We start from the raw sequence: 25,888 nt of genomic DNA, 5'->3' as shown, positions 1-25,888 counted from the left end.
AGGAAATCATTGCTGCTTTTTAGGCTGGTCACGACGATGACCAATGTTCGAAAAGACGTTGAACACTTCACCCAGGCCGTAGATGGCACCGAGGATGATAGCCATCACTACTGGCACCATGATTACCGCGAATACCAGACTTTTCAACAACTCTAACATGGTTTTCTCCAGATCTTGTGAACGGCTTATTCTACCCTGAAAAGTAAGAAAAACATCCCCTTTTGTGCGGTGCGCTTTCCGCACCCGGACATTTGGGTCACAATAACCTTTTTGCCGGGACATTGTTATGCAGGCCGAAATTCTCCTCACCCTACGACTTCAGCAGAAGCTTTTCGCCGATCCGCGACGCATCGCCCTGTTAAAACAAATAGAACAAACTGGCTCGATTAGCCAGGGAGCCAAAAACGCCGGCATCAGCTATAAAAGCGCCTGGGATGCGATTAACGACATGAACACCCTGAGCGAACAAACGCTGGTAGAGCGCGCCACCGGCGGAAAAGGCGGCGGCGGCGCCGTGTTGACGCGTTACGGGCAACGCCTGATCCAGCTCTATGACTTACTGGCGCAGATCCAGCAAAAAGCATTTGATGTGCTGAGCGATGACGACAACCTGCCGCTGGACAGCCTGCTGGGCGCCATCTCCCGTTTCTCTTTGCAGACCAGCGCCCGCAACCAATGGTTTGGTACGGTGACGGGGCGCGATCATTCGCAGGTGCAGGAGCATATTGAGATCCTGCTCGCGGACGGGACAACGCGCCTGAAAGCCGCCATCACCGCGCAAAGCGGTCAACGCCTTGGGCTGAACGAAGGTCAGGAGGTGCTGGTATTACTCAAAGCGCCCTGGATCAGCATCACGCTTAACCCTGAGCAGGCCGCCGAGGCCGACAACCAGCTACGCGGGCGTATCAGCCACATCGAGCGCGGCGCAGAACAGTGTGAAGTGCTGATGACCCTACCGGATGGACAGTCGCTCTGCGCCACCGTTCCGGTGAACGACGCGACCGAATTAGATGAAGGTGCTGTGGTGACCGCATATTTCAATGCAGACCGGGTAATTATCGCCACATTGTGCTAAGCGCATTGACAACCCCACCAACACTGAGTATCCCTGACATCTGTTGCTGCAAAAAATGGGATAACACATGTCATCATTGCATATTTCGCAAGGCACGTTTCGTCTTAGCGATACCCGTACCTTATCGCTGCCAGAGTTAACCCTTCGCGCCGGAGAAAGCTGGGCGTTTGTGGGCACGAATGGCAGCGGAAAATCCGCTCTGGCCCGCGCCCTGGCAGGCGAATTAACCCAGCTGAAGGGTGAGCGTCAGTGCACCTTTACCCGGCTGACGCGCCTTTCCTTTGAACAGCTGCAAAAGCTGGTCAGCGATGAGTGGCAGCGTAACAATACCGATTTGCTCAGCCCCGGCGAAGAAGATACCGGCCGCACGACGGCGGACATTATCCAGGATGAGATAAAAGATCCTGCCCGCTGTCAGCAGCTGGCGGAGCAATTTGGCATTACCGCCCTGCTTAACCGCCGCTTTAAATATCTCTCTACCGGCGAGACGCGCAAAACGCTGCTGTGCCAGGCGCTGATGAGCGAGCCGGAACTCCTGATTCTGGATGAACCGTTTGACGGACTGGATGTGCAGTCCCGCGCGCAGCTGGCAGCGTTGCTGGCGTCGCTTAACCAGCAGGGATACACCCTTGTGCTGGTCCTTAACCGCTTTGATGAGATCCCGGATTTCGTACATTACGCGGGCGTGCTGGCGGACTGTAGCCTGACCGAAACCGGCGAGAAAGCCGTACTGCTCCGGCAGGCGCTAATTGCACAGCTGGCCCACAGCGAGAAACTGGACGGTATTGCGCTGCCGGAGCCGGATGCCCCTTCAGCACGCCACGGGCTGGATCCTGACCAGCCGCGCATTGTGCTGCGCGATGGGGTGGTTGCTTACGACGATCGCCCTATTCTTAATCATCTCAGCTGGACGGTTAATCCTGGTGAGCACTGGCAGATCGTCGGCCCCAACGGGGCGGGTAAATCCACGCTGCTAAGCCTGATCACTGGCGATCACCCGCAGGGTTACAGCAACGATTTGACCCTCTTCGGCCGCCGCCGCGGCAGCGGGGAAACCATCTGGGATATCAAAAAGCATATCGGTTATGTTAGCAGCAGCCTGCATCTGGACTACCGGGTGAGCACTACGGTGCGAAACGTGATCCTCTCTGGCTTCTTCGATTCCATTGGTATTTATCAGGCGGTATCCGACAAGCAGCACAAGCTGGCGCAGCAGTGGCTGGATATTCTGGGTATGGACAACCGGGTAGCCGATGCGCCATTTCACAGCCTGTCGTGGGGGCAGCAGCGGCTGGCATTGATCGTCCGCGCGCTGGTTAAGCATCCTACTCTGCTGATTCTTGATGAACCGTTGCAGGGGCTGGATCCCCTCAACCGTCAGCTGATCCGCCGCTTTGTGGATGTCCTGATTAGCGAAGGTGAAACCCAGCTGCTGTTTGTCTCCCACCATGCTGAGGATGCCCCGTCCTGCATCACCCATCGGCTGGAATTTGTGCCTGACGGCGAGCATTACCGCTACCTGCTGAGCAAAATCGATTAACGCGTGGAGGGCGCTGCCCTCCGCTTTTCAGACAACCTGCAACAATACATCTCTATCTCTTTGATCTACAATGCACTCAGTCTGTGAAAAAGCGCCTGTGAAAACCAGTGTAAACGATACCACTATTTTATCCCATGTCACACTTTTCGCGTCTCTGATATGCTATGGTTAATTCATACCATAAGCCTAATGGAGCGAAATATGCGAGTTCTGGTAACAGGTGGTAGCGGTTACATAGGAAGTCATACCTGCGTACAACTTCTGCAAAGCGGCCACGATGTCGTCATTCTTGATAACCTGTGCAACAGTAAGCGCAGCGTGCTGCCGGTCATTGAACGCCTTGCGGGTAAACAGCCGACTTTCGTGGAAGGCGATATCCGCAATGAAGCGTTGATGACTGAAATCCTTCACGATCACGCGATTGAAACCGTTATCCACTTCGCGGGCCTGAAAGCGGTGGGCGAATCGGTAGCAAAACCGCTTGAGTACTACGACAACAACGTCAACGGTACCCTGCGTCTGATCTCCGCCATGCGTGCGGCGAACGTTAAAAACTTTATCTTCAGCTCTTCCGCGACCGTCTACGGCGATCAGCCAAAAATTCCTTACGTTGAAAGCTTCCCGACCGGTACGCCGCAAAGCCCGTATGGCAAAAGCAAGCTGATGGTAGAGCAGATCCTGACCGACCTGCAAAAAGCCCAGCCTGAGTGGAGCATCGCGCTGCTGCGCTACTTCAACCCGGTTGGCGCGCATCCGTCAGGCGACATGGGTGAAGATCCGCAGGGCATTCCAAATAACCTGATGCCGTATATCGCGCAGGTTGCCGTAGGGCGTCGCGACTCCCTGGCGATTTTTGGTAACGATTATCCCACCGAAGACGGCACCGGCGTGCGCGATTACATTCACGTGATGGATCTGGCCGACGGCCACGTGGCGGCGATGCAGCAGCTGGCGGATAAACCGGGCGTGCATATTTACAACCTCGGCGCCGGCGTCGGCAGCAGCGTGCTGGATGTGGTGAATGCCTTCAGTAAAGCCTGCGGCAAGCCAGTGAAGTATCACTTCGCGCCGCGTCGTGATGGCGACCTCCCGGCTTACTGGGCCGATGCCACCAAAGCGGATAAAGAGCTTAACTGGCGTGTTACCCGCACGCTTGATGAAATGGCACAGGATACCTGGCACTGGCAGTCACGCCATCCGCAGGGTTATCCGGATTAAGGATTTGTCATGACACAATTCAATCCCGTCGATCACCCGCATCGTCGTTTTAACCCGCTCAGCGGGCAATGGATTTTAGTTTCACCGCATCGCGCCAAGCGCCCCTGGCAGGGGGCGCAAGAGACGCCTGCCAAACAGTCGCTGCCGCAGCACGATCCGGACTGCTTCCTCTGTCCGGGCAACACGCGCGTGACGGGCGATACAAACCCGAACTACAAAGGCACCTTCGTTTTCACTAACGATTTTGCGGCGCTGATGACCGACACGCCGGACGCGCCGGAAAACCACGACCCGCTGATGCGCTGTGAAAGCGCCCGCGGCACCAGCCGCGTGATCTGCTTCTCTCCCGATCACAGCAAAACGCTGCCGGAGCTGAGCGTTGAGGCGCTGAAAGAGGTGGTCAGCACCTGGCAGGCGCAAACGGCGGAGCTGGGCCAGACCTATCCGTGGGTGCAGGTATTTGAAAATAAAGGCGCGGCGATGGGCTGCTCTAACCCGCATCCGCACGGCCAGATCTGGGCGAACAGCTTCCTGCCGAACGAAGCCGAACGTGAAGACCGGCTGCAAAAAGCCTATTTCGCCCAGAACGGTTCGCCGATGCTGGTGGATTACACCCAGCGTGAACTGGCGGACGGCAGCCGCACTGTGGTGGAAACCGAGCACTGGCTTGCGGTAGTCCCTTACTGGGCGGCGTGGCCGTTTGAAACGCTGCTGCTGCCAAAGGCCCATGTTCAGCGTATTACGGACCTCAGCGACGCCCAGCGAGACGACCTTGCCCTGGCGCTGAAAAAACTGACCAGCCGCTACGACAACCTGTTCCAGTGTTCCTTCCCCTACTCCATGGGCTGGCACGGTGCGCCGTTTAACGGCGAAGAGAATCAACACTGGCAGTTACATGCACACTTCTATCCGCCGCTGCTGCGTTCTGCGACGGTACGTAAATTCATGGTGGGCTATGAAATGCTGGCGGAAACCCAGCGCGACCTGACGGCGGAACAGGCGGCAGAACGCCTGCGTGCCGTTAGCGACGTCCATTACCGCGAATCAGGAGTTTAAAAATGAGTCTGAAAGATAAAACACAATCCCTGTTTGCTGAAAAATTTGGCTACCCTGCCACCCATATTATCCAGGCGCCAGGCCGCGTTAATCTGATCGGCGAGCACACCGACTATAACGACGGTTTTGTCCTGCCGTGTGCCATCGACTACCAGACGGTGATCGCCTGCACGAAACGTTCAGATCGTAACGTGCGAGTGATCGCCGCGGATTACGGCAACGAAATTGACGAATTTTCCCTTGATGCGCCGATCGTGACCCACGACAGCCAGCAGTGGTCGAACTATGTTCGCGGCGTGGTGAAGCATCTTCTGAAGCGTAACAAGAATTTCGGCGGGGCCGATCTGGTGATCAGCGGCAACGTGCCGCAAGGGGCGGGATTAAGCTCTTCCGCATCGCTGGAAGTGGCGGTCGGCACCGTGTTCCAGCAGCTTTATCATCTGCCGCTGGACGGGGCGCAAATCGCCCTCAACGGTCAGGAAGCGGAAAACCAGTTCGTGGGCTGCAACTGCGGCATTATGGATCAGCTGATTTCCGCGCTGGGCAAGAAAGAACATGCTTTGCTGATTGACTGCCGCTCCCTCGGGACCAAAGCGGTTCCACTGCCAAAAGGTGCGGCTGTGGTGATCATCAACAGCAACTTCAAACGCACACTGGTGGGGAGCGAGTACAACACCCGCCGCGAGCAGTGTGAAACCGGCGCGCGCTTCTTCCAGCAGCCAGCCCTGCGTGATGTCTCACTTGACGAATTTAACATGGTTGCCCACGAACTGGATCCGGTTGTCACGAAGCGCGTGCGTCACGTGCTGACGGAAAATGCCCGTACCGTAGAAGCCGCCTCCGCGCTGGCGAAAGGTGACCTGAAACGGATGGGCGAGCTGATGGCCGAATCGCATGCCTCCATGCGCGACGATTTCGAAATCACCGTGCCACAAATCGACACCCTAGTTGAAATTGTGAAAGCCACGATTGGCGACAAAGGCGGCGTGCGTATGACCGGGGGGGGATTTGGCGGCTGTGTCGTCGCCCTGGTGCCGGAAGAGATGGTCCCTGCCATTCAGGACGCGGTGGCTAAACAGTACGAAGCCAAAACGGGCATCAAAGAAACTTTCTATGTCTGCAAAGCATCACAAGGAGCCGGACAGTGCTAAACGAAACACCTACTCTCGCACCGGATGGTCTGCCGTATCGCCTGTTAACCCTGCGCAACAGCGCCGGGATGGTGGTTACGCTGATGGACTGGGGCGCAACGTTACTTTCTGCCCGCGTACCAATGCCTGAAGGCAGCGTGCGCGAAACCCTGCTCGGCTGCGCATCGCCCGAGCAATATATCGAGCAGACCGCTTTTCTGGGCGCATCCATAGGCCGCTACGCCAACCGCATCGCCAGAAGCCGGTTTACGCTGGACGGCGTAACCTATTCCCTGCTTGCCAGCCAGGGTGAAAATCAGCTGCACGGCGGCCCGGAAGGGTTTGATAAACGTCGCTGGAAGATTGTGCAGCAAAATGACGGTGAGGTCTGGTTCTCTCTGGACTCCCTCGACGGAGACCAGGGCTTCCCGGGCAATCTCACCGCAACCGCACGCTTTACCCTGACCGAAGATAATCGTATCGCCATTGAGTACCGCGCGACCGTCGACAAGCCGTGCCCGGTCAACCTGACTAACCACGCCTATTTCAACCTTGACGGCAATCAGACCGATGTCCGCAGCCACAAACTCCAGATCCTGGCGGACGCGTATCTGCCGGTCGATGAGATGGGTATCCCTTATCAGGGGCTGAAACCGGTAAGCGGTAATAGCTTTGATTTCCGTCAGCCGAAAACCATCGCCCAGGATTTCCTGAGTGATGACGATCAGCGCAAGGTGAAAGGCTACGACCACGCTTTCCTGTTGCAGGCGAAAGGCGATCTTTCTCAACCTGCCGCACAGGTCTGGTCTGCGGATGAGAAGTTACAGATGACGGTCTACACCACCGCCCCTGCCCTGCAGTTCTACTCCGGTAACTACCTGGAGGGGACCACGGCGCGTGAACATAACGACTACGCCGCCTGGCAAGGTCTGGCGCTGGAGAGCGAGTTCCTGCCGGACAGTCCTAACCATCCTGAATGGCCGCAGCCTGACTGTGTGCTGCGTCCGGGTGAAGAGTACGTAAGCGTCACAGAGTATCATTTCATTCCGCGCGCATAATGTCCGGCGGCGCTACGCGTGCACGGGCCTACGAATGTAGGCCGGATAAGCGAAGCGCCATCCGGCAAAAAGCCTGGCCCTCACCGCGAGGGCTTTTTTCCGCTCAGCTTGCTGAAAATAGCGGCGATCGCAGACAAAATCATAACCCTGGATTCACATGCATCTTACACTCTCGAACTATTTTCGCTATGGTTAGGGTTAAGCGTTGCTGCTGGCACAGTCACGGCAATATAATGAGAATTGTTATCATTCAAAATGCTTGAGGAGTAAGAAATGGCTAATACTAAGCTTGTCCTGGTGCGCCACGGCGAAAGCCAGTGGAACAACGAAAACCGCTTCACCGGTTGGTATGACGTTGATCTGTCCGAGAAAGGCGTGAGCGAAGCAAAAGCGGCAGGTAAACTGCTGAAAGAAGAAGGCTTCACCTTTGACTTTGCTTACACCTCTGTGCTGAAACGTGCCATCCATACCCTGTGGAACATCCTGGACGAGCTGGATCAGGCCTGGCTGCCGGTTGAGAAATCCTGGAAACTGAACGAGCGTCACTACGGTGCGCTGCAAGGTCTGAACAAAGCAGAAACCGCAGAAAAATACGGTGACGAGCAGGTTAAGCAGTGGCGTCGTGGTTTTGCGGTCACGCCTCCAGAGCTGAGCAAAGATGACGAGCGCTACCCGGGCCACGATCCGCGTTACGCGAAGCTGACTGAGGCTGAACTGCCGCAGACCGAAAGCCTGGCGCTGACCATCGACCGTGTTGTGCCTTACTGGAACGAAACCATTCTGCCACGCCTGAAAAGCGGCGAGCGCGTCATTATCGCTGCTCACGGTAACTCCCTGCGTGCGCTGGTGAAATACCTGGACAACATGGGTGAAGAAGAAATTCTCGAGCTGAACATCCCTACCGGCGTGCCGCTGGTGTACGAGTTCGACGAAAACTTCAAGCCAGTTAAACATTACTACCTGGGTAACGCCGACGAAATCGCTGCAAAAGCGGCGGCCGTGGCGAACCAGGGTAAAGCGAAGTAATTTTCGCCGGACATAAAAAAAGCGTGGAGCAATCCACGCTTTTTTATTGCCAGCGATAAACTTAACCGCGACGCGCTTTTACCGCATCCGCCAGCTGACGCAGGATCGCATCGGTATCATCCCAGCCAATGCAGGCATCCGTCACGCTCTTACCGTAGACCAGCGGCTCGCTGCCCTCCAGGTTCTGATTGCCTTCCACCAGATGGCTCTCAATCATCACCCCAATCACTGCGCGTTCACCGTTGGCGATTTGCTGACAAACGTCTGCACCAACTTCCATCTGCTTTTTGAACTGTTTGCTTGAGTTCGCATGGCTGAAATCGATCATGATCTGCGGCGCCAGTCCCGCTTTCTCCAGACCCGCCTTCACTTCCGCTACGTGTTTAGCGCTGTAGTTAGGCTCTTTACCGCCGCGCAGAATGATATGGCAATCGCCATTACCGCTGGTATTCACGATAGCCGAGTGGCCCCACTTAGTCACCGACAGGAAGCAGTGCGGCGCGCCAGCCGCATTGATGGCATCAATAGCGACTTTGATGGTGCCATCAGTGCCGTTTTTGAAACCCACCGGGCATGACAGGCCAGACGCCAGCTCACGGTGAACCTGCGATTCAGTCGTACGCGCACCAATAGCGCCCCAGCTCATCAGGTCAGCCAGATACTGCGGGGTGATCATATCGAGGAATTCTCCGGCAGCAGGCAGCCCGCTGTCGTTAATCTCCAGCAGCAGCTTACGCGCAATACGCAGGCCGTCGTTGATCTGGAAACTGTTGTCCATGTGCGGATCGTTGATCAACCCTTTCCAGCCCACGGTGGTACGCGGTTTTTCGAAATAAACGCGCATCACAATTTCCAGTTCGCCCTTCAGCTCTTCGCGCAGGGTGAGCAGACGTGACGCGTACTCTTTGGCCGCAGCAGGATCGTGAATGGAGCACGGTCCGATGACCACCAAAAGACGATCGTCGCTACCTTTCAGGATCTTGTGGATCGCCTTGCGGGCATGAGACACCGTGTTGGCGGCATTTTCGGTGGCGGGGAATTTTTCAAGGAGCGCTACGGGAGGTAATAACTCATTGATCTCTTTAATGCGTAAATCGTCGTTCTGATAATTCATCTTCTTTCCGGCTCTGCCATATCTTTAGTAATGAAAGCAATGCTTTCAATCTAACTTGTCGGTCACGAAGTGTAAACGGGCTTTTACACTTCGCGCAGATAATTCCTGGAATTCGCCTAAAATACGCAACAAAATAGCGAAAAATGAGATCTCGCCTAAGCTTTTTACTTGTAACGACTGTTTTTAAATACTTATACGCGATTCCATCCTGACATAATTCAGGAATCTGGGATCTTTCGCCACTGAACAAGATGCACTGTTGGAGAATGTTATCCAGCGTAACGATAAGAACAGGAGCACCATGATGAAAATGACGAAACTGACTACGCTTTTCCTGACGGCAACCCTTACCCTGGCAAGCGGTAGCGTACTGGCAGCCGATACAGGCTCCTCCGGCAGCAACGGCGACGCGAATGCCGCTGCCGAAGCGGGCCAGGTTGCGCCGGATGCAAAACAGAATATCGCGCCAAATAATGTTGATAACAGTAATATCAACACGGGCAATACCAACACCGGCGGTACGAATACCGGCACGATGAACCATGACGGTATGAGCACTGACGAAGTTCACAAAAACTCAATGTGTAAAGACGGGAAATGCCCGGACCCGAATGACAAAGTGGGCAGCGATGCCAATACCAAAACGGACGGTACTACCCAGTAACCTTCCGTAAGGTAAAAGAGGGAGAGCGAATGCTCTCCTTTTTTATTTAAGCTCTTAAAAACGCTACACTAAAAATAATAATAAATCAGGAACGATACCATGGCGCACTCCCACTCCCATTCCCACTCCACTGGCGATGAAAATGCCAAACGGCTTCTGCTGGCTTTTGGCGTCACTGCCACCTTTATGATTATTGAGGTGACAGGCGGACTGATCTCCGGATCGCTGGCGCTGCTGGCCGATGCCGGGCATATGCTGACCGACGCTGCCGCGCTCCTGTTTGCTCTGCTGGCCGTGCAGTTTGCCCGTCGCCCTCCCAATGCCCGCCACACCTTTGGCTGGCTCAGACTGACCACACTTGCTGCGTTCGTGAATGCGATTGCACTGGTGGTTATTACCATTCTTATCGTCTGGGAGGCGTTTCAGCGCTTTCGTCATCCACAACCGGTAGCCGGAACGACGATGATGGTGATTGCTATTGCCGGGTTGGTCGCCAATATTCTGGCATTCTGGATATTGCACCGCGGCAGCAGCGAAAAAAATCTGAACGTACGGGCCGCGGCGCTTCACGTGCTGGGCGATCTGCTGGGTTCCGTAGGTGCCATCGTCGCCGCGCTGATCATTATGGGTACGGGCTGGACCCCCATCGACCCGATTCTTTCCGTGCTGGTATCGTGCCTTGTATTACGCAGTGCCTGGCGGCTGTTGAAAGAGAGCGTGAATGAACTGCTGGAAGGCGCTCCCACGTCGCTGGATATTGGCGAGCTAAAACGCAATCTGTGTCGTTCCATTCCTGAAGTCCGTAACGTTCACCACGTTCACGTCTGGCTGGTGGGTGAGAAACCGCTTATGACGCTGCACGTTCAGGTTATTCCGCCCCACGATCACGATGCGTTGCTTGAACGTATTCGGCACTTCCTTGAGCATCACTACGAAATTGCGCACTCCACCATCCAGATGGAGTATCAGCCCTGTAACGGGCCAGACTGTCACCTGAACGAGGCGCAGTCCGGCCACTCACACGAGCATCACCATTAGCGGGAAAGCGCGCGAGAGCCACGCTCACGCGCGCTGTTGATCCACATGCGGCTACCGTTCAGGGCAATGACGGTCAGCAGCATATACTCCAGCGACATGGCATAAACGCCCTGACGGGCAAAAATCACCACGCTAATCACGTTGATGACCACCCACAGCAGCCAGTTTTCAACGTATTTACGGGTCATCAGGATCATTGCGGCAATCGACAGCACCATCATGCAGGAATCCCAGAACGGGAAGGCATCAGGCTGAAGCTCAGGCATCGTCACGTTTAATCCCAGACCCGACATGACCGAGACCGCCACGCGCGTCAGGAAGGCAAATACCGGGTCAATAAAGACGGTCATAAAGCCGATTGCCACCACGCAGGCCGCGAGCCAGGCAATGGCTTTTGGCAACGGCAGCCAGCGGATTTGCAGCTCCGCCTCCTGCTGACTGTTTTGCCGCGACCAGGCGTACCAGCCATAGATATTGGCCGCGAAGAAGAACAGCTGCAGAAGCAGGCTGGCGTAGAGCTGGATCTGGAAGAAGATGATCGCAAACAGCGTGACGTTTATCAGCCCGAACGCATAGTTACTGATCTTCTCAAGGCTGGCCAGCCAGATACAGAGTAAACCGGCCAGCGTACCTACCGCTTCAATCCACGACAGGTCATAGCCGCCCGCACCAATCGGGATATGAACCAGGATGTTCTGTGTGCTAAAAAAATCCATTTTTTCTCCGGGGCGTAATAAGTTAAGTACGTAGTGTAGCCGCAAAATCCAGCATACGGTTAAGCGGAATTAACGCGCCTTCGCGCAGGGCGGCGTCCACGTGGATCTCATGCGCTGCGCCCCCGTTTTCCAGCCCCTCCGCTATCGCCTTAAGTCCATTCATCGCCATCCACGGGCAGTGCGCGCAGCTTCGACAGGTCGCCCCTTCTCCGGCGGTTGGCGCTTCGAGCAGCTCTTTTTCTGGTACGGCCTGCTGCATTTTATAGAAGATACCGCGATCGGTCGCCACGATGAGCTGCTTGTGCGGCAGGGTTTTTGCCGCGTTTATCAACTGGCTGGTTGAGCCGACGGCGTCCGCCATCTCAACAATCGACTGCGGCGACTCCGGATGCACCAGAATTGCGGCCTGCGGGTATAGTCGTTTCATCCGGATCAGTGCCTGGGTCTTAAACTCGTCGTGAACGATACAGGCGCCCTGCCAGCACAGCACATCCGCACCGGTCTGTTTTTGTACGTAGTTTCCCAGGTGACGATCGGGCGCCCAGATGATTTTCTCCCCCAGGCTGTCCAGATGTTCAATCAGCTCAACGGCGATACTGGACGTTACTACCCAGTCTGCCCGGGCTTTCACCGCCGCAGACGTATTGGCATAGACCACCACGGTACGGTCAGGGTGGGCATCACAGAAGGCGGTGAACTCATCAATCGGGCAACCGAGGTCAAGAGAACATTCGGCATTCAGCGTAGGCATCAGAATCGTTTTTTCCGGGCTGAGGATTTTTGCCGTTTCACCCATAAAACGAACCCCCGCGACCAGCAGCGTGGAGGCTGAATGCTTAGCACCGAAACGCGCCATCTCCAGGGAGTCTGAGATACAGCCGCCCGTCTCTTCCGCCAGCTGCTGAATTTCCGGGTCGGTGTAGTAATGCGCCACCATCACCGCATCACGCTCTTTAAGGAGGCGCTTGATTTTTTCACGATAGAACTGCTTCTCATCCCGGCTTAGCGGAGCTGGCTTCGGCGGGAAGGGATAGATTGCGGTTTCGGGATCAAACATCACACTCATTATGGCTTCTCGATTTACTGGCTTAACAATATTGCCTTTGTTTTGCATGAGATAACAAAAATGAGGCAATGGTGTTTTATATACTAAACAAGATAGCGAATTTGAGGGGGAATGTCATCGGGAATTGATGCCGGTAGCATTTGTCGGCTGGTGGCTTCGCCTTACCCGACCAACAAGGCACTGGCGAAAGACAGATAGCAAAAAGGCGCCTTTAGGGCGCCTTTCTACACTGGTGGGTCGTGCAGGATGATTCGGCTTCGCCTCGCCCATCGGGCCGTTGCTAAAGCAACGTTATCCTTCACGTGTAGTATCTGAGTAAGACATTAAAATTGGTGGGTCGTGCAGGATTCGAACCTGCGACCAATTGATTAAAAGTCAACTGCTCTACCAACTGAGCTAACGACCCCTTGCGGGATGTACTTCAAATCTATTCAGGCTGGTGGGTCGTGCAGGATTCGAACCTGCGACCAATTGATTAAAAGTCAACTGCTCTACCAACTGAGCTAACGACCCATTCGGGTGTTGCCTGAATTATCACTCGGAACCAATAAAATTGGTGGGTCGTGCAGGATTCGAACCTGCGACCAATTGATTAAAAGTCAACTGCTCTACCAACTGAGCTAACGACCCGAGTGGTGGGTGATGACGGGCTCGAACCGCCGACCCCCTCCGTGTAAAGGAGATGCTCTACCAACTGAGCTAATCACCCACTCTGTACTGCCGGAACTGCTTTAAGTGGTGGGTCGTGCAGGATTCGAACCTGCGACCAATTGATTAAAAGTCAACTGCTCTACCAACTGAGCTAACGACCCACTTTTGCGCTGCTTTCACGTTGTTTGATATCCCGTGGCAACGGCGGCATATATTACTGATTTAAGAATTCTGCGCAACAAAAATTTCGATGAAGATCACTTAACTGCTTAGGAATCATGCTGCACGACCAGAAATAACGCGATTTCTGGTCATGCGATAATCAACCCATCGAACTCAAACGTTTTTGCGCTTGTTTGGCGCCGTCTGTACCCGGGAATTTCGCAACCACCTGCTGATAAACCGCTTTGGCTTTTGCAGTGTCGCCTTTGTCCTGCATGATCACGCCGACTTTATACATCGCATCCGGCGCTTTCGGTGATTTCGGGTAATTTTTCACCACAGAGGCAAAATAAAACGCCGCATCATCCTTTTTACCCTTGTTGTAATTCAACTGACCCAGCCAGTAGTTCGCATTTGGCTGGTAAGTAGAATCAGGGTACTTCTTAACGAAGTTCTGAAACGCAACGATAGCATCGTCCTGGCGCGATTTGTCCTGTACCAGGGCAATGGCCGCGTTATAGTCCGTATTCGCGTCACCGCTTTGTACAGGCGCTCCAGACGACGCGGAGGCATCTGCCGCAGGTGCAGGCGTCGCCGCACCGCTTTGATCGCCTGCTGCGGGCTGTGCAGCCGCACCGCCGCTGCTCAGGCTATCCATCTGCGACAAGATTTGCTTCTGGCGTTCCACAACCTGATTAAGCTGATACTGACTCTCCTGGATCTGACCACGAAGGGAATCGATATCGTTCTGGTTGTCAGAAAGTTGCTGCTGGAGTTGAGTTAAAAGCTGGCTGTGAGCGTTAGAGATACGCTCGAGTTGAGTGACCCGGTCTTCTACCGAGCCTGAGCCGACACTACTGATTGGTGCCTGAGCAAAAGCGGCCCAGGGGGCCGCTATTCCAACCAGTAACGACAGACTCATCAGATGATGTCTGAAGTTACTGCTCATGCAATTCTCTTAGTAAACGAGTACGGCACGACGGTTTTTGGAGTAAGCCGCTTCGTCGTGACCCAGTACTGCTGGTTTTTCTTTACCGTAAGAAACGATGGAGATCTGGTCAGCAGAAACGCCTTTACCCTGCAAATACATTTTAACAGCGTTTGCACGACGTTCACCCAGGGAGATGTTGTACTCCGGAGTACCACGTTCGTCCGCGTGACCTTCTACGGTGACTTTGTAAGACGGGTTGCTACGCAGGAAGTTTGCGTGCGCATCCAGCATCGCAGCGAAGTCAGAACGGATGTCGTATTTATCCAGATCGAAGTAAACGATGTTGTTCTGCTGTAACTGCTGCATCTGAAGACGCGCTTGCTCTTCAGAAGACATGTTGCCATTGCCGTTAGCGTCCATACCGGTGCCGGCACCCATCATGCCTTCGCCGCTCTGGTCATTGCTTGCGTTCTTGTTAGAAGAACACGCTGCGATTGCCATAACAGGCAGAGCGATCATCAGCCCCTTCAGCACTTTGTTCAGTTGCATTTCTAAGATTCCTTTAGTAATCAATTAATTATTATTACAGATACGGCGACCAGGCAGGTGATTTTACCTGTCCATCAGTTGCCGGAAGACGCGCTTTGAAACGCCCATCTGTAGAAACCAGATTCAGCACGGATCCCATCCCCTGAGAAGAGCTGTAGATTACCATGGTGCCGTTAGGTGCCAGACTTGGCGTTTCATCCAGGAACGTTGACGACAGTATTTGTACGCCTCCCGTTACCAGATCTTGTTTGGCAATGTGCTGCTGACCACCCGCAGTGCTGACCATTACCATTGTTTTACCATCGGCACTGACGTCAGCATCCTGGTTCTGAGAACCCTCCCAGGTAATACGCTGCGCTGCTCCGCCGTTGATATTCACTTTATAAACTTGTGGACGACCTGCCTGGTCGGACGTAAAGGCCAGATTCTGGCTGTCCGGGAACCAGGTTGGCTCAGTGTTATTGCTACGACCATCCGTGACCTGACGGATCTGACCAGAACCAATATCCATTACGTACAGGTTCAGGCTACCGGTTTTAGACAGGGCAAACGCCAGTTTGGTACCGTCCGGAGAGAACGCAGGTGCACCGTTGTGACGTGGGAATGACGCAACCTGACGAACAGCACCGTTAGAGAGCGTCTGGATGACCAGCGCGGAGCGGCCGCTTTCGAAGGTCACATACGCCAGCTTTGAGCCGTCCGGAGACCATGCCGGAGACATCAGCGGCTGCGGTGAACGGTGTACGGTGAACTGGTTGTAACCATCGTAATCAGAGACGCGCAGCTCATAAGGGAACTGGCCGCCGTTGGTCTGTACCACGTACGCGATACGGGTACGGAACGCACCTTTAATACCAGTCAGCTTCTCGAACACTTCGTCACTCGCCGTATGGCCAGCGTAGCGCAGCCACTGCTTGTTCACTTTATACGTGTTCTGAGCCAGAACGGTACCCGGCGCACCGCCGGTATCAACCAGCTGATACGCAACGTTATAGCCGCCGTCTGGTGCAGGCGTAACCTGCCCGACAACTACCGCATCAATACCCAGCGCAGACCATGCAGCAGGCTGAACGTCCTGCGCAGTACCCGGCTGCTGAGGCAGGCGGGAACGATCTAATGGGTTAAATTTACCGCTGTTACGCAGGTCAGCTGCAACAATGCCGCCAATATCTTCAGGCGCAGCGCCCGGGCCTGCCCACTGGAACGGAACGACACCAATCGGACGCGCCGAGTCCACCCCCTGGGTGATCTCGATACGTACTTCTGCGTGCAGTACAGCTGCCCACAGCATTAAAAAACTAACTGCTACACGTAATGCCTGCTTCATCATATCTCCCTTATCTGGGTAATCTTACCCACGATAATTTAGCAGAATGTTAACAAACCCAAATAGACAAAACTACTTATCCTGTTTACGACCATAGACTGTTTTTCATACTTCCGTTAGAAGAGTTGATTACAGCTTAAAGTCCAGTTTGGCATCTTTTATCCTTTCATAAACAGCCTCGCTAGGCGGTTTAGGAATGTTCGCCGATCTGGCTGCGGCCAGCGCAGCCTGACAGAGCGCAGGATCGCCCCCTTCAGACGTCACGCTTTTCAACCTGCCGTCTGGCGCAAGATTGATGTGCAGTACGCATTGCTTGCCCTGATACAGGCCTGCATCAAAGAGTCGGCTCTGAATCGCAACCTGGATCTGTTTGGCATAAGCACTGATATCTGCACCTGTTGCCCCACCGTTGGCTCCGGAGGTACCGCTGTCTTTTGACGGCTGTCCATTTCCTTTCGCCCCACCGCCCGTTTTCGGTGCATTCTTACCGGAACTCAGGTCGCCCAGCAGATCGTCAACTCCTGCGGCTGCGGCAGCTTTCTCAGCGGCAGCGGCCTTTTTAGCAGCGGCTTTTTCGGCTGCTGCTTTCTTATCGGCAGCGGCTTTCTCAGCTGCAGCTTTTTTATCAGCAGCGGCTTTTTCCGCAGCGGCGGCTTTTTCTGCCGCAGCTTTCTCAGCGGCAGCCGCTTTCTTCGCCGCTTCGGCGGCCGCTTTTTTCTCTGCTTCCTGGGCGGCTTTCTTCGCGGCTTCTGCTTCGGCTTTCTTCTGTGCGTCAGCAGCGGCTTTTTTCGCGGCTTCGGCTTCCGCTTTCTTCTTCGCATCAGCAGCGGCTTTCTTCGCGGCTTCTGCTTCGGCCTTCTTCTGCGCGTCAGCAGCGGCTTTTTTCGCTGCTTCTGCGGCTACTTTCGCCTGAGCATCTGCCTGCGCCTTAGCGTCTGCTGCGGCTTTGGCTGCCGCCTCCTCCGCCTGCTTCTGCTGTTCCTGCGCTTTCTTCGCTGCGGCTTCAGCCTGTTTCTGCTGCTCCGCCTGCTCTTTCGCGGCTTCCTGCGCCTGCAAACGCTCTTTCTCAAGCTGCTTCAAACGTTCCTGCTCGGCGGCCTGCTTTTCACGCAGCTCTTCCGCCTGCTGTTGCGCCTGTTTTTCACGCTGCTCTTCAGCGCGTTTTGCGCTCGCCTGCTGCTGTTGCTGACGATTATAGTTCTGCACTACCGCACCGGGATCTACCATGACGGCGTCGATGGATGAGCCTCCACCACCGCCCGATGCATCAATGTGCTCATCGAACGAACTCCAGATCAGCGCTGCAAAAAGAATCACGTGCAGCACTGCGGAGACGATTATCGCTCGCTTAAGCTTGTCGTTCTGTTCGGTTGCCTTTGACACTATCGGTTCCCAAAAACTACGCAGATGATCAAATAGGCTGAGTCATTAAGCCAACTGACTTAACGCCCGCGCTATGTAGCAAGTTCAGCGCTTTGATAATTTCATCATATGGTACGTCTTTCGCACCACCGATTAAGAAGACCGTCTTCGGATTTGACTCCAGGCGTCGTTGCGCTTCAGCAATAACCTGCTCGGGCGGAAGCTGATCCATACGATCTTTCTCGACCACCACGCTGTACTGCCCTACGCCGGAAACCTCAATGATGACCGGAGGATCGTCATTGGTGCTTACCGCCTGTGATTCTGTCGCATCCGGCAGATCAACTTCTACGCTCTGGGTGATGATGGGGGCTGTCGCCATAAAGATCAGCAGCAGCACCAGCAGCACGTCCAGTAACGGAACGATATTGATTTCGGACTTGAGCTCGCGACGACCTCGTCCACGCGATCTGGCCATGGTTTACCCCTTGTTGCTCTCGGTGCTGGTAAACGCCTGACGATGCAGAATCGCGGTGAACTCTTCCATAAAGTTGTCGTAGTTCAGTTCCAGTTTATTCACGCGCTGGTTCAGACGGTTGTACGCCATTACCGCCGGAATTGCCGCGAACAGACCGATTGCGGTCGCGATCAGTGCTTCTGCGATACCCGGTGCCACCATCTGCAAGGTTGCCTGCTTCACCGCCCCCAGGGCGATAAAGGCGTGCATGATCCCCCACACCGTACCAAACAGGCCGATATACGGGCTGATGGAGCCAACGGTACCGAGGAAAGGAATATGCGTTTCAAGATTTTCCAGTTCGCGATTCATGGAAATGCGCATCGCACGCGACGCACCTTCTACCACGGCTTCCGGCGCATGGTTGTTAGCACGGTGTAAGCGAGCGAACTCTTTGAAACCACTATAAAAAATTTGTTCGGAGCCTGAAAGGTTATCACGGCGTCCCTGGCTTTCCTGATAGAGACGAGAAAGCTCTATACCCGACCAGAACTTATCTTCAAACGCTTCGGCTTCGCGGCCAGCGGCATTGAGGATACGCGTTCTCTGGATGATGATGGCCCAGGATGCGATTGAAAAACCAATCAAAATCAACATGATAAGTTTAACCAGAAGGCTTGCCTTCAGGAACAAATCAAGGATATTCATGTCAGTCACTGCTTAAACTCCGCGACAATAGACTTAGGAAGCGCACGAGGCTTCATTATGGTTGGATCAACACAGACAATCAGGACTTCAGCTGAGTTCAGTACCGTGTTCTCTGCATTGACTATCCGCTGCGTGAAAACCAGTGAAGTTCCGCGCATTGATGTAATTTCTGTTTGGACTTCGAGCATATCGTCGAGTCTGGCAGGCGCAAAATACTCAAGCGTCATCTTGCGTACCACGAAGGCAACTCGCTCAGCCAACAGCACCTGTTGACTAAAGTGATGATGGCGCAGCATCTCTGTGCGTGCCCGTTCATAAAAAGCAACGTAGCTGGCGTGGTAGACCACACCACCGGCATCGGTATCTTCGTAATAGACACGTACCGGCCATCGAAACAGCGTTGTATTCACTTTACATCCCGGTAATACAAGAAAAGTTGGAGCTTTCAAACTTCGCTACTATACGCGCGGGAATGATGGTTTGGAATGGGGGAAAGTAAACGGAGAGTAAATTTTTATGGGCTCGGGTAAGCCCATATCATTAACGGACATTTCTTATTCAGAAGAAGAAGAAAATCAAACCGGCGAGAAGAACCAGATCGGCAATCAGCGGGCAGAAGATGCCCTGCCAGTGAAGCGCTTTCGGACGAAAGCCGACACCGTGAATCACACCTGCACACACCGCCCACATAATCAGGAAGCCGTGCCAGATCTCAAGCTCGCTGGTTTTAGCCGCGAAGCGCGACGGGTCCCAGAAGATACAGCCCGCCAGCAGTAATGCCATAATGAGGGAAAGCGCCCGCAGGGGGCGCTTGTCCATTACCGCATATAACGTTGCGATAATATTCATTAGTGCTTATCTTCACCTGCTTTAGACGCTTCTACATGCTCAAGCGCCAGGGCAGTGATGACACCAAATGCACAGGCAAGAAGCGTCCCTAAAATCCATGCGAAATACCACATATTCAGCTCCTTACTTAATACATAGAGTGGGTGTTGCTTTCGATATGTTCTTTAGTGATGCGACCGAACATTTTCCAGTAACACCAGGCGGTGTAGAGCAGGATAATCGGCACGAACACGCAAGCAACGTACGTCATCAGGTTCAACGTCAACTGGCTGGACGTTGCATCCCACATGGTCAGGCTAGCATTCATCATGGTGCTGGATGGCATCACGAATGGGAACATAGCAATACCTGCCGTCAGGATAATGCACGCCAGCGTCAGGGAAGAGAACACGAACGCCATAGCGCCTTTCTCCAGACGAGACATTAACACTGTCAGCAGTGGCAGCAGCACACCCAGAGCAGGGATAGCCCACAGCGCAGGCATATTGTTGAAGTTCACCAGCCATGCGCCAGCCTGACGCGCCACCTCTTTGGTCAACGGGTTAGACGGTGCGGTATGGTTAATGGCGGAGGTCACCACGTAGCCATCAATACCGTACACGACCCACACGCCTGCCAGCGCGAAGCAGACCAGCGTCACCAGCGCCGCCACCTGAGCGGTCGCACGGGAACGCAGGTGCAGTTCACCCACGGTACGCATCTGGAGATAGGTTGCGCCCTGGGTGATGATCATCGCCACGCTCACCACGCCAGCCAGCAGACCAAACGGATTCAGCAGTTGGAAGAAGTTACCGGTGTAGAACAGACGCATATATTCGTCGACGTGGAACGGTACGCCCTGTAACAGGTTACCGAACGCCACACCAATGACCAGCGGTGGAACGAAGCTACCAATGAAGATGCCCCAGTCCCACATGTTACGCCAGCGGGTGTCTTCAATCTTGGAGCGGTAGTCAAAACCTACCGGACGGAAGAATAAAGAGGCCAGCACCAGAATCATCGCCACATAGAAGCCGGAGAACGCAGCCGCGTAAACCATCGGCCAGGCAGCGAACAGCGCGCCGCCTGCGGTGATCAGCCACACCTGGTTACCGTCCCAGTGCGGGGCGATGGAGTTGATCATGATTCGACGCTCGGTGTCATTACGACCGAGGAAACGGGTGAGCATGCCCACGCCCATATCGAAACCATCGGTGACCGCAAAACCAATCAGCAGAACGCCGATCAACAGCCACCAGATAAAACGCAATACTTCATAATCGATCATTTGATGACTCCTGTCTTAGCGTGCCGGCTGAGTAGTCGTAACAGACTGCTCGTAGTGATAGCGACCGGTTTTCAGGCTGCTTGGGCCAAGGCGCGCGAACTTGAACATCAGGAACAGTTCAGCCACCAGGAACAGGGTGTACAGACCGCAAATCAGCAGCATGGAGAAGATCAGGTCGCCTGCGGTCAGGGAGGAGTTCGCTACCGCTGTTGGCAGCACCTCACCGATCGCCCATGGCTGACGGCCATATTCCGCAACAAACCAGCCGGACTCGATAGCAATCCATGGCAGTGGGATACCGTACAGCGCGGTGCGCAGCAGCCATTTTTTCTCACCGATACGGTTACGAATGACTGACCAGAACGAGGCCGCGATGATCAGCAGCATGATAATGCCGCAACCCACCATGATGCGGAACGCGAAGTACAGCGGCGCAACGCGTGGAATAGAGTCTTTGGTTGCCATCTGAATCTGCGCTTCCGTCGCGTCGGAGACGTTCGGGGTATAGCGTTTCAGCAGCAGACCGTAACCGAGGTCTTTCTTCACGTCGTTAAATTGATCGCGAATGGCCTGGTCGGTAGAGCCGGCGCGCAGCTGTTCCAGCAGCGAGTAGGCTTTCATCCCGTTACGGATACGCTCTTCATGCTGCACCATCAGATCTTTCAGGCCAGTCACCTGTTTGTCGACGGAGCGCGTGGCGATAATACCCAGAGCGTAAGGAATTTGAATGGCGAAGCGGTTTTCCTGCGCTTCCTGGTCAGGCACGCCGAACAGGGTAAACGCTGCCGGTGCCGGCTGGGTTTCCCATTCAGCTTCAATTGCGGCGAGTTTGGTTTTCTGCACGTCACCCATTTCGTAACCGGATTCATCACCCAGAACAATAACGGACAGAATCGCGGCCATACCGAAGCTTGCTGCGATAGCGAAAGAACGCTTGGCGAACGCGAAGTCACGGCCGCGCAGCATATAGTAGGAGCTGATGCCCAGCACGAACATCGCGCCGCACACATAGCCAGACGCCACGGTGTGCACGAATTTAACCTGGGCAACCGGGTTCAGGACTAGCTCAGCGAAGCTGACCATCTCCATACGCATGGTTTCGAAGTTGAAATCAGATGCGATTGGGTTTTGCATCCAGCCGTTCGCCACCAGGATCCACAGTGCGGACAAGTTGGAGCCTAATGCCACCAGCCAGGTTACCGCCATATGCTGGACTTTACCCAGACGGTCCCAACCGAAGAAGAACAGACCTACAAAGGTGGATTCGAGGAAGAAGGCCATCAGACCTTCAATGGCCAGCGGCGCACCGAAAATATCCCCTACATAGTGGGAATAGTAAGACCAGTTTGTCCCGAACTGGAACTCCATGGTCAGACCGGTTGCCACGCCCAGCGCAAAGTTGATACCAAACAACTTGCCCCAGAACTTGGTCATATCTTTATAAATCTGTTTGCCGGAGAGGACGTAAACCGTTTCCATGATGGCCAGCAGGAACGCCATACCGAGCGTCAGCGGCACAAAAAGGAAGTGGTACATCGCGGTCAAGGCAAACTGTAAGCGCGACAGTTCGACTACGTCTAACATTATGACTCCTTGCTCATCGCATGAAGACTCCGAGAGTGAACCCCGTTAGATAAGGATCCACACGCATGCCCCAATACAAAGTTATCTGCTTCCCTTCTTCGTTGCTTATTCTCTACAGGAGGAAAAAGCAATGATGAAAGGTTACAAATACGTTAAGAAAAAACCAAATTGATCCCGTAAATATAATACGCTGCAAAACCCTTACAATAAACAGGTTTTTATTCGAACAGATTTACGTTTTTCGACGGCGATCAATTTATAGCAAAATTACCACTTTTCGGCCATTTTGATCGGGAACAATTTAACGCCTTTTGGAGCCTTTTTCCAAGGATTAAACATTGATTTAAATCAAAAACAGCCGGTACTGTTAATGATGTTTCTTTGTGATATGGATAGTAAAAACCTTGTTAATAACATGTATATTTAAAGGCATTAATGGTTATAAAAGCCAGAAGATAATATAAACAGTTGTGATTTTTATTAACGCGTGTGAAAAAAGACCTTTTTGCAGGGAGAGAAACATATAATGTTATCCGCTTCACAGTATTTTTCTTTCGCTTTACTACCCGCCTAAAAGATTACATTTCATTCACCTTCGCTAATCTTAAAATTAACACCCTTTGGTGACTATTTGATGAAATAAAGGCCGCAGGGGATGCGGCCTTGATATTGTTCTTGAGATTACCTTTCAATTTTTATGCTGAAGGTCCGTGACTGGCCTGGCCGGAAAGGCCCCGTAATGGCTGAGCCCTCCTCCCCTTGCGCTTTGCACACCTCATTCATGTCCGTTTCGCAACAGGCCTGGACCTTACGGTTCACAGACAAAGCCACGTCACAGGAGCGGGTCTCCGAAGGGTTGTACAGACGAAGAATCATCTCGTCACGATCCTCCGCTTTTTTCAGCGCACTGAGTACACATCCGTTAGGCGCCAGCGTTAGCAGGCTATAGCTACAGGGTGTGGTGAAAGAGGCACGGTTAAGCTTCATCGCATCCCACGGAATTTTGTTATAACAGTGCACTGGCGTTAACCACGACTTCGCCTGCTGCGCAACGCCAGCACTGACGGGCGTACCATTAAAACTGAACAGGCTAAAGCGACAGGTTAACTGGCCCCGCATCTGCGAATCAGGCACCGGCATTTTGATCCCGGACGGTCTGCCAGGGCGCAGAAGTAAGTCTTCCTTCCCAAGCAACCCGACGCCGCGAAGCAACGTCAGGGCAAACGTGTTTTGACGCTCACCTGTTACTTCAAATTCGCGCAACCCTTCGGTAAATAGCGCCATCCCGTTACGCCGTTCCTGGAGCACCGCGTAGTTGAGCAGATTCCACACCGGCAGCGGCGCTTCCTTCCATCCCTCCTCCTGCCAGTCTGCCATCGCTTCATCCTGTACAGGGCGCGTCAGCGAACCAAACTGGGTATCGGCTAAGACCGTCTCTGTGGTGAATGGTGTCGGGATCAGCACCCGCACACGGTGGTCATCCGCGTGATTTCCGAGACGTGCCTCGACGTCGATACGTCGGCTGTTATGGCTGAGCGTGACCGTGAGTTCTGCCTCAAGCGTTCCCGTCTGCTGACGCGCAGAACGTTCAGCGAGATCCGCTGGCACCGCCATTCGATGGCGGATCACCGCCCTGCTCTGCCAGGCCTCGTGGATCACCTCAACCTCATGTTCGCCCTGCGCGGAAGAGAGTCTCCACTCTTCCCGTGAAGGCGAGTAGTCGTACTCATCGCCATCATCCGAGCTCTCTTCAATTTCCAGCGCGCGGTCATAGATAAGCCCGGACGCTTTATCGAGCAGACGCAAAGTACCGTCCTCGTTTAACGTTACTTCCCAGAAAGCATTTTCCAGTAACGCCTCCGGCGATTTATCTGGCGTCTGCAGTTTGCCGGCCACGTGCGGCTCGATATAGAGCATGCGGTAACCCATAGATGGCAGGATCTGTTTGAGCTGGATGTCAAACTCCATGAAGGGATCGTAGTTGCCGTAATGCACTATCTGCCGGTCAATCAGCCCGGGGTCTATCTCACGCGCGCTGCGGAGATAATAAGGGATTTCATTTCCCTTTTCGTCCAACAGGCGGAACTGGCTGGCGCGCAGACGTATCGTGGTGTTGATCACTTCCTCACGCGGCCAGGGCGTGAGGTTAAACATCACCAGTTTGTCTTCCTCGCTCTGCGGCATGTTGTCGACAATCTTGCGCATATAGAAGCACGTCAGGTTATCGGCCATGTCTTCCGCCAGCTCAAAGCGTGACATCACCTCGCGATGCACTTTATCGCTGCAGCAGCAGCCGATACTGTCGTGGGCGTGATTCTTGAGGATCTCTTTCCACATTTTTTCCAGCAAGCCGTGGTGATAGTCAAAGCCCAGCGTCCAGGCAAGCGTAGCCAGCGGCTCGAGGACGTTGACGATTTTATTCTCTATCCGGGCGTGGGCGATTTTGATGTCCATCCGCGTGGAGCCGATCGTCCGGTGCACCCGCATATATTTACCGTCAATAAATTCCCCTTTCAGCGTCGCCAGTTCATCGCGGTGCGCATCGATATGGTCAAACACCTCCTCGAAGCGGCTCATCACAAACTGACGCTGCGGGTAGATTTTGCGCAGCTTATCCATCACCGCAAATATGTTCTGCTGGAGCGGCATCTGATCATGGCCGTTAGGCAGCAAAATTTCTTTCGTCACGGAGGCTTTTTCGAGCACCTCGAAGTAGTTGTCGAGCCGTTTGCGCAGTCCGGCTTCATCCTCCGGTAAGTACTTACCAATCGCGTAGCCCAGCGGCAGTACCTGTGCCGTCACTTCGCTGCCGTCCTGGCTTTGCCAGAGAAATTCGGTTTTATCGGTACCGTGCCGCTCGGAACACCCGCGCCAGAACATGGTGCGCGTGATGCCAAAACCGTTGTAAATGTGTGGCAGCTGGGAAGACATGCCGAAGGAGTCCGGCAGATAGCCAATTTTCATCGGCTCGCCAAAGGCCAGACAGTCGCGCATGCCGTACATCAGATTGCGCACAATCGACTCGCCGGAGACAAGGGTGGTGTCCGTCTGGGTATACCACGGCCCGATAATCAGCTTCCCGGCCGCCACCAACGCCTTCACGCGTGGCCTGTTTTCCGGTTTCACGGCAAAATAATCTTCCAGCACCGCCGTCTGGCCGTCGAGAACGTAGTATTTATACTCTGCGTCCTGCTCAAGACGGGTGAGGATCTCTTCCATATTATTGACCAGAAGAATACGTGACGCTTCGGTGGTGAAGTACCACTCTCGGTCCCAGTGCATATGTGGCGTGATATGAACGCGAGATACAGCTTTCATCTTCGTTTCCTGTCAGTGCGTG

25 protein-coding genes and 5 tRNA genes are annotated in these 25,888 nt (G+C 54.0%); 9 read left to right on the top strand and 21 right to left on the bottom strand.

Annotation, left to right across the window (positions count from 1 at the left end):
• Positions 1 to 6: 6 nt before the first annotated feature.
• On the bottom strand, positions 7 to 159 hold the full coding sequence (locus L2Y28_RS06435; protein WP_003858549.1) for an AcrZ family multidrug efflux pump-associated protein: 153 nt from the start codon (positions 157 to 159) through the stop codon (positions 7 to 9).
• A gap of 127 nt (positions 160 to 286) precedes the next feature.
• Here L2Y28_RS06435 and modE point away from each other — a divergent pair, with 127 nt between their 5' ends.
• The 7 genes from modE (at position 287) to gpmA (ending at position 8,103) form a co-directional block, all read left to right on the top strand.
• Positions 287 to 1,075 carry a molybdenum-dependent transcriptional regulator gene (gene modE / locus L2Y28_RS06430; RefSeq protein ID WP_022647484.1) on the top strand — a complete coding sequence of 263 codons (789 nt, stop codon included), beginning with the start codon at positions 287 to 289 and terminating at the stop codon, positions 1,073 to 1,075.
• 67 nt (positions 1,076 to 1,142) lie between these two features.
• Positions 1,143 to 2,615 carry a molybdate ABC transporter ATP-binding protein ModF gene (gene modF, locus L2Y28_RS06425; protein WP_022647483.1) on the top strand — a complete coding sequence of 491 codons (1,473 nt, stop codon included), beginning with the start codon at positions 1,143 to 1,145 and terminating at the stop codon, positions 2,613 to 2,615.
• A gap of 201 nt (positions 2,616 to 2,816) precedes the next feature.
• Positions 2,817 to 3,833 carry a UDP-glucose 4-epimerase GalE gene (gene galE / locus L2Y28_RS06420; RefSeq protein ID WP_022647482.1) on the top strand — a complete coding sequence of 339 codons (1,017 nt, stop codon included), beginning with the start codon at positions 2,817 to 2,819 and terminating at the stop codon, positions 3,831 to 3,833.
• Positions 3,834 to 3,842: 9 nt separating this feature from the next.
• A complete protein-coding gene (gene galT, locus L2Y28_RS06415) occupies positions 3,843 to 4,889 on the top strand; it encodes a galactose-1-phosphate uridylyltransferase (protein ID WP_022647481.1) in 1,047 nt (348 codons plus the stop codon).
• Positions 4,890 to 4,891: 2 nt separating this feature from the next.
• Positions 4,892 to 6,040, top strand: a complete 1,149-nt coding sequence (gene galK, locus L2Y28_RS06410; RefSeq protein WP_022647480.1) for a galactokinase — start codon at positions 4,892 to 4,894, stop codon at positions 6,038 to 6,040.
• Entirely contained in the window at positions 6,034 to 7,077 is a 1,044-nt protein-coding gene (galM, locus tag L2Y28_RS06405) for a galactose-1-epimerase (RefSeq protein WP_022647479.1), read from the top strand. The genes galK and galM overlap by 7 nt, the downstream gene beginning before the upstream one ends.
• 273 nt (positions 7,078 to 7,350) lie before the next feature.
• On the top strand, positions 7,351 to 8,103 hold the full coding sequence (gene gpmA / locus L2Y28_RS06400) for a 2,3-diphosphoglycerate-dependent phosphoglycerate mutase (RefSeq protein WP_236919577.1): 753 nt from the start codon (positions 7,351 to 7,353) through the stop codon (positions 8,101 to 8,103).
• Positions 8,104 to 8,164: 61 nt separating this feature from the next.
• On the opposite strand, the gene aroG is transcribed toward gpmA, so the two are convergent.
• A complete protein-coding gene (aroG, locus tag L2Y28_RS06395; protein WP_022647478.1) occupies positions 8,165 to 9,217 on the bottom strand; it encodes a 3-deoxy-7-phosphoheptulonate synthase AroG in 1,053 nt (350 codons plus the stop codon).
• A 304-nt stretch (positions 9,218 to 9,521) separates the two neighbouring features.
• On the opposite strand from aroG, the gene L2Y28_RS06390 reads away from it, so the two are divergent.
• Together L2Y28_RS06390 and zitB are read left to right on the top strand one after the other, a co-directional pair.
• Positions 9,522 to 9,881 carry a protein YbgS gene (locus L2Y28_RS06390; RefSeq protein WP_022647477.1) on the top strand — a complete coding sequence of 120 codons (360 nt, stop codon included), beginning with the start codon at positions 9,522 to 9,524 and terminating at the stop codon, positions 9,879 to 9,881.
• Positions 9,882 to 9,980: 99 nt separating this feature from the next.
• Complete coding sequence (gene zitB / locus L2Y28_RS06385) at positions 9,981 to 10,919, top strand: CDF family zinc transporter ZitB (protein WP_022647476.1); 939 nt, start codon at positions 9,981 to 9,983, stop codon at positions 10,917 to 10,919.
• Here the strand turns inward: zitB and pnuC are convergent.
• The 19 genes from pnuC to mngB all read right to left on the bottom strand — a co-directional run bounded on the left by pnuC (position 10,916) and on the right by mngB (position 25,866).
• Positions 10,916 to 11,635: a nicotinamide riboside transporter PnuC gene (gene pnuC, locus L2Y28_RS06380; protein WP_022647475.1), complete on the bottom strand. Its 720-nt coding sequence runs from the start codon at positions 11,633 to 11,635 to the stop codon at positions 10,916 to 10,918. The two genes, zitB and pnuC, sit on opposite strands and share 4 nt — an antisense overlap.
• Positions 11,636 to 11,657: 22 nt before the next feature.
• Complete coding sequence (gene nadA, locus L2Y28_RS06375) at positions 11,658 to 12,701, bottom strand: quinolinate synthase NadA (RefSeq protein ID WP_022647474.1); 1,044 nt, start codon at positions 12,699 to 12,701, stop codon at positions 11,658 to 11,660.
• A 330-nt stretch (positions 12,702 to 13,031) separates the two neighbouring features.
• Positions 13,032 to 13,107: transfer RNA gene (locus L2Y28_RS06370), tRNA-Lys, on the bottom strand.
• A gap of 31 nt (positions 13,108 to 13,138) precedes the next feature.
• Positions 13,139 to 13,214: transfer RNA gene (locus tag L2Y28_RS06365), tRNA-Lys, on the bottom strand.
• A 41-nt stretch (positions 13,215 to 13,255) separates the two neighbouring features.
• Positions 13,256 to 13,331: transfer RNA gene (locus tag L2Y28_RS06360), tRNA-Lys, on the bottom strand.
• 3 nt (positions 13,332 to 13,334) lie between these two features.
• Positions 13,335 to 13,410: transfer RNA gene (locus tag L2Y28_RS06355), tRNA-Val, on the bottom strand.
• A gap of 27 nt (positions 13,411 to 13,437) precedes the next feature.
• A tRNA-Lys gene (locus L2Y28_RS06350) sits at positions 13,438 to 13,513 on the bottom strand.
• Between the two features lie 161 nt (positions 13,514 to 13,674).
• Entirely contained in the window at positions 13,675 to 14,463 is a 789-nt protein-coding gene (gene cpoB / locus L2Y28_RS06345; RefSeq protein WP_022647473.1) for a cell division protein CpoB, read from the bottom strand.
• Between the two features lie 9 nt (positions 14,464 to 14,472).
• Positions 14,473 to 14,994, bottom strand: a complete 522-nt coding sequence (gene pal, locus L2Y28_RS06340; RefSeq protein WP_003858578.1) for a peptidoglycan-associated lipoprotein Pal — start codon at positions 14,992 to 14,994, stop codon at positions 14,473 to 14,475.
• Positions 14,995 to 15,028: 34 nt separating this feature from the next.
• Positions 15,029 to 16,321, bottom strand: coding sequence for a Tol-Pal system beta propeller repeat protein TolB (gene tolB / locus L2Y28_RS06335; RefSeq protein ID WP_022647472.1), 1,293 nt, complete (start codon positions 16,319 to 16,321; stop codon positions 15,029 to 15,031).
• A gap of 129 nt (positions 16,322 to 16,450) precedes the next feature.
• The gene (tolA, locus tag L2Y28_RS06330; RefSeq protein WP_023299616.1) at positions 16,451 to 17,704 is read right to left on the bottom strand and encodes a cell envelope integrity protein TolA; all 1,254 of its coding nucleotides are present in this window, start codon (positions 17,702 to 17,704) and stop codon (positions 16,451 to 16,453) included.
• Positions 17,705 to 17,732: 28 nt separating this feature from the next.
• Positions 17,733 to 18,161 (bottom strand): colicin uptake protein TolR, encoded by a 429-nt coding sequence (gene tolR, locus L2Y28_RS06325; RefSeq protein ID WP_003858589.1) that lies wholly within the window; start codon positions 18,159 to 18,161, stop codon positions 17,733 to 17,735.
• Between the two features lie 3 nt (positions 18,162 to 18,164).
• Positions 18,165 to 18,857: a Tol-Pal system protein TolQ gene (gene tolQ / locus L2Y28_RS06320; protein WP_022647470.1), complete on the bottom strand. Its 693-nt coding sequence runs from the start codon at positions 18,855 to 18,857 to the stop codon at positions 18,165 to 18,167.
• Positions 18,854 to 19,258, bottom strand: a complete 405-nt coding sequence (ybgC, locus tag L2Y28_RS06315) for a tol-pal system-associated acyl-CoA thioesterase (protein ID WP_003858593.1) — start codon at positions 19,256 to 19,258, stop codon at positions 18,854 to 18,856. The genes tolQ and ybgC overlap by 4 nt, the downstream gene beginning before the upstream one ends.
• Positions 19,259 to 19,406: 148 nt before the next feature.
• Positions 19,407 to 19,697, bottom strand: coding sequence for a cyd operon protein YbgE (gene ybgE, locus L2Y28_RS06310; RefSeq protein WP_003858596.1), 291 nt, complete (start codon positions 19,695 to 19,697; stop codon positions 19,407 to 19,409).
• Positions 19,697 to 19,810: a cytochrome bd-I oxidase subunit CydX gene (cydX, locus tag L2Y28_RS06305; RefSeq protein WP_014169181.1), complete on the bottom strand. Its 114-nt coding sequence runs from the start codon at positions 19,808 to 19,810 to the stop codon at positions 19,697 to 19,699. The genes ybgE and cydX overlap by 1 nt, the downstream gene beginning before the upstream one ends.
• A gap of 14 nt (positions 19,811 to 19,824) precedes the next feature.
• Positions 19,825 to 20,964, bottom strand: a complete 1,140-nt coding sequence (gene cydB / locus L2Y28_RS06300) for a cytochrome d ubiquinol oxidase subunit II (protein ID WP_022647469.1) — start codon at positions 20,962 to 20,964, stop codon at positions 19,825 to 19,827.
• Positions 20,965 to 20,979: 15 nt separating this feature from the next.
• Complete coding sequence (gene cydA, locus L2Y28_RS06295) at positions 20,980 to 22,548, bottom strand: cytochrome ubiquinol oxidase subunit I (RefSeq protein WP_022647468.1); 1,569 nt, start codon at positions 22,546 to 22,548, stop codon at positions 20,980 to 20,982.
• 681 nt (positions 22,549 to 23,229) lie between these two features.
• The gene (gene mngB / locus L2Y28_RS06290; protein ID WP_022647467.1) at positions 23,230 to 25,866 is read right to left on the bottom strand and encodes a mannosylglycerate hydrolase; all 2,637 of its coding nucleotides are present in this window, start codon (positions 25,864 to 25,866) and stop codon (positions 23,230 to 23,232) included.
• Positions 25,867 to 25,888: the final 22 nt, after the last annotated feature.

The sequence above is a fragment of the Enterobacter sp. JH25 genome (genome assembly GCF_021725435.1).
Lineage (GTDB): Bacteria > Pseudomonadota > Gammaproteobacteria > Enterobacterales > Enterobacteriaceae > Enterobacter > Enterobacter intestinihominis.
This window is presented reverse-complemented; position numbering and strand designations above follow the sequence as displayed.